This is a genomic window from Stutzerimonas sp. C6.4V, assembly GCF_058536345.1.
This window is the reverse complement of sequence record NZ_JBZUBM010000002.1, coordinates 615,857-628,533: the sequence shown is the minus strand read 5'-3', so window position 1 is coordinate 628,533 and position 12,677 is coordinate 615,857. Positions and strand designations below refer to the sequence as shown.

The following is a 12,677-nucleotide window of genomic DNA, read 5'->3' as shown; positions in this document are numbered from 1 at the left end:
CTGACCATGTGTGGCATTGTTGGCGCCGTCGCCGAACGCAACATCACCCCGATTCTGCTCGAAGGCCTCAAGCGTCTCGAATACCGCGGCTATGACAGCGCTGGTGTCGCCGTGCTGGATGCCGACGGCATGCTGAATCGCCTGCGACGCTCCGGCAAGGTCGCCGAGCTGGAGCAGGCGCAACAGCAGCAAGCCTTGACCGGACGTCTCGGCATCGCCCACACCCGTTGGGCGACTCATGGTGCACCCTGCGAACGTAACGCCCATCCACATTTTTCCGGCAATGATCTGGCAGTGGTCCACAACGGCATCATCGAGAACCACGAAGCGTTGCGCCACAAGCTCAAGGACATGGGCTATGTGTTCAAGTCCGACACCGATACGGAAGTCATCGTCCACCTGCTGCACCACAAGCTGAATGAATCCGGCGATCTCACCGTTGCGCTGAAATCAGCGGTCAAGGAACTTCATGGTGCCTACGGCCTTGCCGTGGTCAGTGCCAGCCAGCCGGATCGTCTGCTGGCTGCGCGCAGCGGCAGTCCGTTGGTGATCGGGCTGGGCATGGGGGAGAACTTCCTCGCCTCGGACCAGCTGGCGTTGCGTCAGGTCACCGACCGCTTCATGTACCTGGAAGAAGGCGATATCGCCGAGATCCGCCGCGACAGCGTGCAGATCTGGAATGTCGACGGTGAAGCGGTACAGCGTGAAAGCGTGCAGTACCACGAAGGCGCCGAAGCTGCGGACAAGGGCGAGTACCGCCACTTCATGCTCAAGGAGATCCATGAGCAGCCCAAGGTCGTGCAACGTACCCTGGAAGGTCGGCTCGGTGATCATCAGGTTCTGGTCCAGGCGTTTGGCCCGCAGGCAGCCGAGCTGTTCGCCAAGGTGCGCAACGTGCAGATCGTCGCCTGTGGCACCAGTTACCACGCGGGCATGGTCGCCCGTTACTGGCTGGAGGAGCTGGCTGGCATCCCGTGCCAGGTTGAGGTTGCCAGCGAGTTCCGTTACCGCAAGGTGGTGGTGCAGCCCGACACCCTGTTCGTGACCATTTCCCAGTCCGGCGAAACCGCTGATTCCCTCGCCGCGCTGCGCAACGCCAAATCACGCAGCGAGGGGGAAGGTCGTTACCTGGCCAGTCTGGCTATCTGCAACGTCGGAATCAGCTCGCTGGTGCGCGAGTCCGACCTTACCTTGCTGACCCAGGCGGGGCCGGAGATCGGTGTGGCCTCGACCAAGGCCTTTACGACCCAACTGGTCGGTCTGCTACTGCTGACTCTGTCGCTGGGCCAGGTGTGCGGCACGCTGGCTCCTGCATTGGAAGCTGAGCTGGTGGACGAACTGCGCCGCCTGCCGACGCGTCTGGGCGAGGCACTGGCGATGGATAGCACGGTGGAAAAGATTTCCGAACACTTTGCCGAGAAGCACCACACCCTGTTTCTCGGACGTGGCGCGCAATATCCGGTGGCGATGGAGGGCGCACTCAAGCTCAAGGAAATTTCCTACATCCATGCCGAGGCCTATCCTGCCGGTGAGCTCAAGCACGGCCCGCTGGCGCTGGTCGACGCCGACATGCCGGTGGTCACGGTGGCGCCGAACAACGAGCTACTGGAAAAGCTCAAGTCCAACCTGCAGGAAGTGCGGGCTCGCGGCGGCGAGTTGATCGTCTTTGCCGACCGGGAGGCCGGTATCGAAAACGGTGAGGGCACCTTTATCGTCAGCATGCCGCATATCCACGATGTACTCGCGCCGATCCTCTACACGGTCCCCTTGCAGCTACTGTCCTATTACGTCGCCGTGCTGCGTGGCACCGACGTAGACCAGCCGCGCAACCTGGCGAAGTCGGTTACCGTGGAGTAACCGCTACCCAGCTATGGGAGAAGATGGCTTCACGGAATAAAGATTGACACAAAATAATAAAGTCTGACACAAGCTATTATAGTTTGACACTAACCGTAAGCCCCTGTATCTAAAAGGGTTTTCTGTTTTTATGCTAGGCCGTTCGTCAGGAGCCGCTGCCTTAATTTTCAGCAGGAGTATTCTGGAAAGCCCTACGACATGGCAGCTTGTTAGCTCATGTTTTCCTATAACTACTCTCTTGCCGAACGAGGGGAGCGGTCCGGACGGACTTAGGAGGGCGGGTGCGAGGTCGTAGGTTTGCTTCAAATCAGGATATCGAACGGCACATCGCCAATGGGTTTGGAGCTGGCGCCGGAGCTGAGTATGTGCCTTGGTTACGTGTTCAGGATGTCCCTTCGATGGGGCGTTCCTGGAAAATCCAAGGTGTTAAGATTGATCGAATTCATCACCTCTTATCCGACCTTGAACGGGCGTACTTTTTACTCTGTGAGTTTTCAGAGGACGTTGTAGATATCCGCGAGCAGTATCCCCTACTGCCGGTGGAGAGCACCCAGGCGATCGCCAGGGCTATCGGTGTACGGTATCCAAAATACAAAACGACCTCTGTTCCTATGGTAATGACCACTGACTTTTTGCTGTCTGTAAAGCAGCCAAATGGAGACGTAAAGTCCGTTGCCAGGACGATCAAATACGCGAAAGACCTTCAAGGAAAAGGCTGTGCTCGCACGTTAGAAAAACTCGAAGTCGAGAGACGGTTCTGGGTGAGCCAAGGTGTAGACTGGAGCATCGTAACGGAGGAGTTGTTTACGCCCGATTTGATCCTGAATCTCGTATTTCTTCGCAAATTTGCCAAATTGCCTCGTGCCTTGATGGATGTCCCGCTGCATTTGCAATTCATCGAGATACTTGAATCAATAAAGGGTTGCCCTTGGTCAACGTCGGAGAGCTTGCGCAAGATTGGACACCGATTATCCATACCGTATACCGATGCTCGCGACATTTTCTTTAATTTGATCTGGCGGAAAACTATTAGGATTGAATTAAGTGGTGCGCCGTTACAGCTCAAGTCACCTTTGCCAGACTTCAGTGTTTTTTATCCCACTGAAATATCCACACTGAGCGAGAAGTCGTCATGAAAATTTCAGTTAATGACGTCTTTGAGCCTGTCACGGAACTCTCCTTGCTCTCTACTATGGCGAGAGCAATTCACCTCGACGAGAAGCACGACGCACTGATTGTTATGGATCTAACGGATCCTCCTAGGAAGCCGTATTCGATTGGTCTTGAGGAATTCAGGGTGTCATTGGTATCAGGCGATACAAAGCCTGTGGTGATGGCAGTGCCAGAATTTCTACTGGTTTTGGAAGAAGATCTCGACGAGCGCGCGAGGCGTGATAGAGACCAAAAATGGGCTCTGATTGCGCCACTTTTGGACCCGGCCTATCCAGGGCAAATATTTGTTCATGGCGAGATGGGCCGATTGGTAAGTGATCGCGCCGCTGAGGCGGGTGTGCAGCGTAAAACGCTATATCGTTTGTTGTATCGATACTGGTTTTACGGGCAAGTAAGAAATGCGCTTCTTAACAACTATTCTGCTGTAGGTGTTGGGAGTCGTAATTACTCCGCTGATAAGCCGCCGGGACGAAAGCCAAGGTTTCAAGGGGTGTTAGTGTCGCCTGCCAAATTACTAAGCGATATCGACAAGAAGTGTATCCGAGTTTGTTACGCGCTTTACGTAAAGAACAAGAAGTCGACGATTGATAGCGCGTACAACAAAATGCTCAATAAATATTATTCGGAGAAGCGGCTTTCTAAAAATCCCGAAAACGAGGTCGTATTGCTTCCTCAATCTGAAATTCCGACGTTTAACCAGTTTAATTATTGGGGAAAGCAGTTCTTTGATGATACCGAGACTGATCGTGGACGCATGGGGTTGACGAAGTGGCTGAAGGATTGCCGTCCATTATCCGGTACCGTCCGCGACTGGCTTAGAGGTCCTTGTCATCAATTCGAGATCGACGCGACCATCGCTGACATTTACTTGGTCAACAGCTACTCCCGACGAATGCTTATCGGTCGCCCCGTGGTGTACATCGTAGTCGACAGTTTCTCAGGGATGATCGTTGGCCTTTATGTAGGCCTTGAGGGGCCTAGCTGGAACGGAGCTCGACAGGCGCTGTTCAACGCGTTCACCTCCAAGGTGGAGTTCTGCGCGCAAAACGGTGTTGATATCACTCCTGAGGATTGGGACTGTCGTCATCTGCCACATCAAATCTACGCCGATAGAGGTGAAATGTTGGGGGCTGCTGCTGAGGGGCTCGCGTCTGGCCTGGGTATCGATATGGGGACGGCCCCGCCATACCGACCGGATTGGAAACCGATGGTCGAGAGCCGCTTCGGCATCCTGAACGACTTAACCGGTATTAGGTGGCTCCCCGGCGGAGTAGCAGCCCGAGAGAAGGAACGCGGTGAGCGTGATTATCGGCTCGACGCGACGCTGAATTTGAAGGAGTTCACCCAAGTCCTCATCGAGTGCATTCTTCACTACAACCGTTTCCACCGACAGCCGGATCGTCTTACCCAGGCGATGATGAACGATGGCGTGGAGCCCACTCCGATGGGGATTTGGCGGTGGGCGTTAGAGAACGACCTTATCCAGCCTAACAAGCGACCTGACGAGCTGATTTATCTCAATCTGCTGCCTCGGGAAAGGGCCACCGTCCAAAAAGGTGGCGTGTTGTTTCGCGGCATGCATTATCTCTGCGAGATGGCTATCGAAAAAAACTGGTTCGCAAAAGCGCGTCGCAATGGCGTCTGGGCGATTGATTGCTGGTTTGATCCGAACTCTGCGGCGCACATCTGGATCCAGGACGAGAACAAGGAGTTCCTGCGTTGCGACCTGCGGAGGTCGGATGCGAAGTATGCGGATTATCGCTCGGACGAGATCTACGACCTCTTGGAGGCCTACAGGCAAGTGCCGCCAGCTCACAAACGAGCTGAACGGGAAAGCCAAGTTGGCTTGGTCGATAAAGTTGAGCAAATTGTCGGCAATGCAATGGCCGAGAAAAAGCTTGAACCCGCAGCCGGCTCTAAGGCTGAAGCAGTGGCTAATATCCGCGAGAATCGTACGGAAGAGCGGTTATTGGAGCGAGAGCAAGCGACTGTACCTGACGGTATACGTGCGGATCCCGTTCAACCTGATGCTCAGAGCCCTTCCATTGTCAGAGAGTCGTACGCTGGGCCGCGCACCGCGCAGGTTATCGATTTACTCAAAAGAGTTCGCCCGGGGCAGCCCAAATGAGAGGTGCTAAAGCTCTTGCGAGCTATACGAAGCAGGCCATCACTGAGTACGCGGGAAACCCTCTGATCGAAGCGCTGCCACCAATTCTTGACGAAGCGGCGGCTGCCGAGCTGATATCAAATTTTCCCCAGCCGGTAGCACCTGAGGAGCTAGAGCTCGACGGGGCAATGCGGATTCACTGTATTGATCGCTTGAGGACGGTTGTGCAGCCGTTTCTGCTGCACCTAGAGCTAGAGTCCCTGTTATCTCTGCTGATCCGTCGTGGATATGTTGGCCGTAATCCAACTAGCGCCTCCACAGTCAGGCACCTGCATTCTTTGTCAGGGGCTCAGCGCTATCACGATGCTTTCAAATCAACAGCTGACACTTTCAGCGTTGTGGGACTGAGTGGTATTGGGAAGTCCACCGCACTGCATGCCATTTTAAGCTTGTACCCTCAGACGATCCGACATGAGCGTTATGAGGGTCAGCAATTCGTCCACACCCAGATCACCTGGCTCAAGCTTGATTGTCCACGAGATGGCTCGTTGGCTGGATTTTGTCAGCAGTTCTTCCACGCGGTTGGCCAGGCACTCGGCGATCAGGACTACCACAAGCGCCACCGGCATCGAAATATCAACGATGCGCTTCAGCAGATGGAACAGGTAGCCAGCACGTTTTTTATCGGCGCCTTGCTCATTGATGAGCTGCAGAACCTTCACCTGGCCAAGACCGGGGGTAAGGAAAGCATGCTGAATTTCTTCCTTCACCTGGTGAACAATATCGGTATCCCGGTCGTGTTCATCGGGACGAATTCGATGGTCAGTCTGTTCTCGGACGTAATGCGTGTCGCCAGGCGCAGTTGCGGTGGGGGGATGATCGAGTTCAAGCGCTTCGAGAAGGAGGATGACGAGTGGCGTTTTCTGGTCGAGAACCTTTGGAGCTATCAGTGGTGCAAGCAGGCGGCTGAACTGACTCCTGAGATTTTTGACGCGCTGTACGAGCACACCCAGGGTGTGACTGACTTCCTGGTTAAGTTATTGGTGCTGAGCCAGCGCTATGCAATTCAGAGTGGCTCCGAGTGTCTGACTGCCGAGACGATCGTCAAAGTAAGCAATTCCAAGATGCAAATACTCAGGCCAGCGCTATCGGCTCTGCGTAGTCGCGACCCTAGTCGCATGCGCAAGTTCGACGACCTGCTTCCCATAGAGGAGCAGTTGATGGAAATGATGGCGTTCAACGGACTTGGGCGAGCAGACCGTCTCGCTTTGCTTCGAGGCGTAACTCCAGCTGCACGGGCAAATACTGCGTTACCGGAAGCTACTGTGAGCAAACCTAATGCGCCTTCAGCAGTTGCCGTGGAGGCTTCTGAAGCGAAGGTGTTCAGCGAGCATCCCGACACCCTTGCAGAACTGAAGTCAGCTGGCTGGATAACCAGGGATCTCTTCGAGTTCTCGCCGGCCTACCGCCGATTATGATTCGAGGGTCGTGTAATGGAGCTGAAATTCCATTTCTTCCCTGCTGCGTTCCCCGACGAGACGCTTCACAGTGTCCTATCCCGCTATGCCCGGCTTTGTGGCGGGCATAGCCGAAAAGCCGCTTTCGCTGGCGATAGGGCTGCAATCTCATACACACAGAACGTAGCGTTTCCCTGTCGATTGGGTGACTTAGCCGAGTCACTTCCACCTGCCACGGATCTCTCGGTATCCAAAATAATTACATGCCATACCGTTCTGCCCTATTACGCGCCCTTTCTCACCGACGATCAGGTGCGGCATGCTCGTACCTCAATGGCCGGGGCCGGCAAGTGGCTGATGCTGAAATTAGGAGTCAACGCCAGTCGGATCGAGGTCGCTTCGAGAGTACGATTCTGTCCTGCTTGCCTCAATGAGGATATCGTTCGGGTTGGCGCAGCGTACTGGCACCGTGTTCACCAGCTTCCCGGTGTATTGGTATGTCCCCACCACGGCCATTCGCTCAAGGTGGTGGATCCCAGTTGGTATAGCCGCAACTCATGGCAGCTCCACCTGCCTGACGAAGACGATGTACAAGCTCATTCATATCAGGTCGATGCTGATCTGGAGGCTTATCCAGTGCTGCGTCAAATAGCGCTCCGATCAATGCAATTGCTTGCGCTAGACCTCAAACCTCTTTCACCCACTGCAGTGCGCTCTTGCCTTGTTCAAAGAGCTGTAGAGTTAGGCCTGACCCATGGCGCATCGCACCGGCTGGATCTATGCCGTTTGGCCGCACATATGGCCGGCGTTTTCAACGCTCTGCCTGCAGCTTGGGAATACTCGATTCTAGGAGAGTCACCCGCAGATCTACCCGCGACTTGGGTCACCAAGCTGCTACGGAGGCCAAGGCATACGCACCACCCACTCAAATACATTGTGCTGGCCACCGCCCTTGGGGTTGATCTGGCTCATCTCCAGTGCAGCGACAAACCATCAACGCCAGCTGTTAAGCGATCATCGCCAACTGGTGTCGGCTACCCAAAAGCGAAACTTTCTAAGGCCCTGCTAGAGGGGCTAGAAGGCTTACCTGCTGCTGTTTGGGAGCTAGCACTTGCAGGGTGCGAGGCTCGGCAGATCGCCTCTGTGCTTGGAGTCTCCCAAGTGTATGTGTATCGAACCATTCGTGCCGTCGATGGCGGCTCGCAGGTCTGGAAAGACGCAAGATTTCAAAGCAAGCGCCTCAGGCGCCGAGCAACTTTCGAGGTTGAATATCGGGGCCTGCAAGCTCACCAATGCAAAGATTACATGTGGCTGTATCGCCATGATCGAAACTGGCTCTCAGGCTGCATCGCCAAACATGCAGGTGCTCATACAAGCCGCGCTGATAACACCGATACATTCGCTACTCTCGACGCGAATCTTGCTGAACAGATCAGGTGCTGTGCGCAGCGCCTTCGAGCAGGATCGGGAAAGCCTATTTTGATCTCTCGCGCTAGGATAGGGCGAGAGCTGCATGTCCTTTCACGCCTTGAGAAACAACTCTCCAAGCTACCCCTTTGCGCCAGAGCACTGGAGCAGACGTGCGAGTCTATTGAGGAGTTTCACGTTCGTCGCCTGCAATGGGCCAAGGAGAAGCTGGCAGACGAGCAGCGAAGCGTAACCCGGTCAGCATTGTATCGGACTGCTTGCATCAGACCGTAGTCACGTGCACCACTGCGCGGCACTGTTTCACTTTTCTTCGTACATATTTTTAAGAAAGTGTGAGCCTTCGTAAGACCCTCATTAGGGTGTGGCTCATGATATTGCTGGTGCAAACCTGAGTTAACTGCTTTTCGCAAAAAAGTGTGAGAGTGCAAAATTGGTGTGGCTCCTGTTCGCCATATTTTCGTGTGCTTTTAATATACTTACTCTGTAAAACCTTATGTTATGTGTTAAAAATACGCCGCGTCGCAGAATGCGTGTACTTCCAAACATTATCTCGTTAGTTAATTATCGATGTCTGATCTGCTATTTTTCCCCATGTCCATGCCGGACGAGATGTTGCATTCTCGTATCACGCGCTACCACTTCCTTTCAGGTAACAGGACTGCAGCTGAAACCTTCCAAGACCTGTTTGGCTCGGCACCCTTCAGCGTAGGGCTCCTGCCAAAGCAGATTGAAGTGCTTGCTGCCAGACTACCTGGTGATCCAGAAAGCAATCTCGACGAGCTGATCTGTACCAATACGATGTTTCCAGCTTACAGGCCCTTTCTAGGGGTCAGCCAAGGGGTGGAGAATGCCCCAGCAGGCTCCAGTTTATTTGGGGTGGCTCGTATTCCCCGCCGAGAGGGTGCGGTCCACGGGAAGGCTAAGCTCTGCTCCACCTGTGTGCAGCAGGATCTGCTTGAAACGGGGTACGCATACTGGCATCGCTCACACCATTTGCCTGGTGTGTCAGTCTGCTGGCGTCATGGTGAGCCGCTGATTCACGCGTGCCCCAAATGCTCTCACCCGTTCTTCCGTAAGCTTCGGCTACTTCCAAATCCGACTGATCCGTGTGTATGCGGCTGGAGCGCTCTCGATCCTGCGACAGTTAGGCAGGGCACTGTGCTGGAAAAGAATTTTGCGCAGTTCGCCTACGAAGTACTGCAGCGTAAGTTTCCGCTAATGAGTTGTGAAACGTTAGGTGCAAGTTATGTACGACAATGCAGAAAGCGAGGTTTCGTACACGGAAACCTTGTTGGTACTGCGAAACTATTTGACAGTATCCGCACGAAATATGGAGATGAAGCCCTGTCTCGAATGGACAAAGCTTATGAAGCAGGTAAACACGATCAATGGATACGGTTTAGATTTTACAATGGCCAGATGGATATGCCCCTCGCCCGGCATATGATCATTGCGCAGCATTTATTTGGGAGCGCGGATGACTTTGAGTCCGCCTTGCAGAAAGAACTCATTCTTCAGCACGCGGCAGGTGCAAAATTACGTTTAAAGTTGGAAAAGCCTCAGCTTGGTAGGAAGGCGCAGCATCGTCAGAAAATAGACACGATCTTGGCTGTACGAGCGAATGTCGATTTGGGGTATCTCTGGGATAACGCTTACCAAGCCACCCGCTGGCTTACGGAGCACGACAACGCATGGTTGATGGAGAAGCTCAGTACGCCAAAGCACGTACCTGAAGTAGTCGAGGAGGTTAGCGATCCCCGAGACAGCGCGTTTGCTGCCGTTCTTCTAGCGGGTGCTGAGGATCTTTATCGAATTTCCAAAGGACAGAAGCGGGTTAATCTCAGTAATCTGCAGAAACTCCTACCCGTGCGTTTACCTCCCTGCCCAAAATTACGTAAACGTAGATTCCCCTTGGCTTCTCAGCAGGCTGAACTCCTCATGGAGTCTGTTTGGCACTTTCGATTGAGAAGGCTAATTTGTGCTCTTGCCGATATGAAGAGGCTAAAACTTCCGATGAACACTGGAAGCCTGGGTCTGGTTTCCAGCGTGTCGAACACTATTTTTCAAACCCTCGTCAGTTTTTTTGAGTGGGACTTGGAGGAGTTTTTAAGAAACGGCGTGGACTCAGAAAACCTGCTTAAGTCCACTGGTGTACCAAGGGATTGGCAGGGACCTCCTGACTTCAACCGGGTTCTGGGAGGTACTGCATACTATCGGAATAAGGCTGTAGCTGGGCAACTGGAAAAAAGCAGCGGTGAGTGAGGGGCCTGTGGCGCTGCCCCTGTTTCGGTTCAAAGTGACCTGCTCTATTACCCACCCGCTCGGCACACTATCGAATGGCTGGTATTCGGCCGCCGCACACCGGTGAGGTTGAATAGGCCTGCCAGCCCCCGTAGGTGCACCATTAGAGCAAGGAATTTTCCAGCTTCGCAATGAAGGGGCTAGAACTCTCTAGAGTGGGCATTATAGGCTTTTATAGTCAATTATAGAGTGATTATAGAATCCGTTCTGGGCGCCTGATTTACGCTGCCCGCTTCCGGCCAGAAGCGGGCGTTCACGAAGCTCAATTTGTGGTTCACAGGCGTCTACGAAACTAGGAGAGGTTCAAGCCCGTTGATCGGATACGACGAGTTCATGCTTTTATCGCCGCGCCTGTAGTCGCTCGCGAACCGCAGCCTGCTGTCCTGTCACCGCCTGAATTTGAAAAGCGCTGGCAGACCATCGCCCGTGAAACGGGCTTCCGCGACCGGCGCCATCTACGCGAAGCCTTCGTCCGCGGCTTCGGTGTGCCGCCTCAGGCCGTCAGGCGAGATGTACGGAGTATGCCGGCTTGACCCGGCAAACCCAGTCAAACGCCGGTATCTGCAGCTAGCGGGAAAGTCGTTAGCTGGGCCCGCAAATTGCTTCGAATGCCCACTGACACTTCGCTTATGTCAGACAAGGTAAGGCCATCATGAACAGTAGTGATAAAGAATCGGAGAGTTCACCCGCCTTCTGGCGGACTCAAGAGATGTTGCTGCTACAGCAGGTAACCGCACTGGCCGGGCGGGACTTTTCTCCCGAGACCGTAATGAGGGAGATGCTTCACCTACTGTCCGAACTGTTGGGGTTGAACCGCGGGCGAATCGTGTTGCTCGACGAATCGGGCCAATCGAGCCGAATCCGCTATGCCTACGGACTGACCGCAGACGAAGTCAGCCGCGGGCGTTACGCACCAGACGAAGGTGTAACCGGACGAGTACTGGCTCGAGGTCAGTTGATCATCGTTCAGGACATCGATAACGATCCGCTGTTTCTCGGCCGCATGGTCGCGCGTAACAACCTCCCTTCCGGGCCGGTTTCCTATATCGCATTACCGATCCAGATCGGCCAGCGCACCATCGGCGTACTGGCCTGCCATCGCATCCGCAGCCGAGCACGCCCATTGGCAGATGACCTCACCATCCTGAGAATCCTGGCGACGTTTGCCGGGCAGATCCTCCATCTGGAAGAACACCTTAGGGAAAAAACCGAGGCGCTCGAACAACGCAACGCCCTACTGGCCCGGGCACTGGAGACCCGCTCCAGCCGCTACGGGATTATCGGCAGCGCGCCCCAGCTGCTGCGCGCGCTCTCAGAACTGGAGCGCGTTGCGAATACCACCGCAAGCGTGTTGCTGCTCGGCGAGTCCGGAACCGGCAAGGAGCTGTTCGCGCGTGCATTGCACCTGTCCAGCCCCAGACGGGACAAGCCGTTTATCCGCGTGAATTGCGCAGCCATTCCCGATTCGCTATTTGAGTCGGAGTTGTTCGGCTACGAGCGAGGCGCCTTCACCGGGGCGCAAACGGCGCGTGCCGGCTGGTTCGAGCAGGCAGATGGCGGCACCATTTTCCTCGATGAGATTGGCGAGCTTCCGCTGGCCATGCAGACCAAGCTGCTACGTACGCTGCAGGAGGGCACCATCACCCGCCTCGGGGCCAAGCGCGAGCTGCACATCGACGTCCGGCTGGTGGCAGCCACTAACCGTGAACTGGAGACCGAAGTCGCCGCCGGCAACTTCCGCCAGGACTTGTACTACCGGCTAAACGTCATCCCGATACGCCTGCCCTCGCTGGCTGAGCGCCGGTCTGACATCCCCGTGCTGGTGCTGCACTTCCTCAACCGGATCAACCAGGCCAACCAGCGAAACGTCAGCCTAAGTGCCGAGGCGATTAAGCGCCTGCAGCGGCATGCGTGGCCGGGCAACATTCGCGAGCTGTCCAATGTCATTGAGCGAATGGTGCTGCTAGCCGACCACGCCCTGTTGAGCGCAGCGGACGTCGACCGCTACCTGCCACGGGAGAACGAGCAAGCTGCGCCGACACCTCCCCTGGCCACGTCACCGCCCAGCCTCCCTGCCTATATTGAGGACATCCGACCTTACGTCTCGGTGACCTCCCATACTGCCGATGCGCTGCGCCAGGCGCTGGACCGCTGTGGCGGAAACAAGACGCGCGCCGCTCAGCTGCTGGGCATGACCGCGCGCCAGTTCCACTACCGCTGGCAGAAATTGGTAGCCATTCGCTGAAGCCGAACACAATGTCGACAATGTCAACATTGTGTTCGACTCTACTCCGGTTCAGCGAAGGAAAAAATCAGACCAAAACCAAATTAGCACCCCGTAACAGGCTGAAATG

General features: G+C 55.0%; 7 protein-coding genes and 1 pseudogene. All 8 read left to right on the top strand.

The annotated features are described in order from the left end of the window. Positions 1 to 6 precede the first annotated feature (6 nt). The 8 genes and pseudogenes from glmS (at position 7) to AC4LFW_RS18760 (ending at position 12,568) form a co-directional block, all read left to right on the top strand. Complete coding sequence (gene glmS, locus AC4LFW_RS18795) at positions 7 to 1,857, top strand: glutamine--fructose-6-phosphate transaminase (isomerizing) (protein ID WP_491821017.1); 1,851 nt, start codon at positions 7 to 9, stop codon at positions 1,855 to 1,857. Positions 1,858 to 2,138: 281 nt separating this feature from the next. Then, complete coding sequence (locus AC4LFW_RS18790; protein WP_036997997.1) at positions 2,139 to 2,993, top strand: TnsA endonuclease N-terminal domain-containing protein; 855 nt, start codon at positions 2,139 to 2,141, stop codon at positions 2,991 to 2,993. Next, positions 2,990 to 5,158 (top strand): TnsB C-terminal domain-containing protein, encoded by a 2,169-nt coding sequence (locus tag AC4LFW_RS18785; RefSeq protein WP_003290891.1) that lies wholly within the window; start codon positions 2,990 to 2,992, stop codon positions 5,156 to 5,158. The genes AC4LFW_RS18790 and AC4LFW_RS18785 overlap by 4 nt, the downstream gene beginning before the upstream one ends. After that, the gene (locus AC4LFW_RS18780; RefSeq protein ID WP_003118400.1) at positions 5,155 to 6,615 is read left to right on the top strand and encodes an AAA family ATPase; all 1,461 of its coding nucleotides are present in this window, start codon (positions 5,155 to 5,157) and stop codon (positions 6,613 to 6,615) included. Before AC4LFW_RS18785 ends, AC4LFW_RS18780 begins: the two co-directional genes overlap by 4 nt. Before the next feature lie 15 nt (positions 6,616 to 6,630). Further along, on the top strand, positions 6,631 to 8,295 hold the full coding sequence (locus AC4LFW_RS18775; protein ID WP_023121734.1) for a TnsD family Tn7-like transposition protein: 1,665 nt from the start codon (positions 6,631 to 6,633) through the stop codon (positions 8,293 to 8,295). A gap of 294 nt (positions 8,296 to 8,589) precedes the next feature. Continuing rightward, positions 8,590 to 10,284: a TniQ family protein gene (locus tag AC4LFW_RS18770; protein WP_023121733.1), complete on the top strand. Its 1,695-nt coding sequence runs from the start codon at positions 8,590 to 8,592 to the stop codon at positions 10,282 to 10,284. A gap of 458 nt (positions 10,285 to 10,742) precedes the next feature. Continuing rightward, positions 10,743 to 10,856 (top strand): annotated as a pseudogene (locus tag AC4LFW_RS18765) (GlxA family transcriptional regulator); the annotation flags it as partial. A gap of 119 nt (positions 10,857 to 10,975) precedes the next feature. Continuing rightward, positions 10,976 to 12,568, top strand: coding sequence for a sigma-54 interaction domain-containing protein (locus AC4LFW_RS18760; protein ID WP_031668848.1), 1,593 nt, complete (start codon positions 10,976 to 10,978; stop codon positions 12,566 to 12,568). Positions 12,569 to 12,677: the final 109 nt, after the last annotated feature.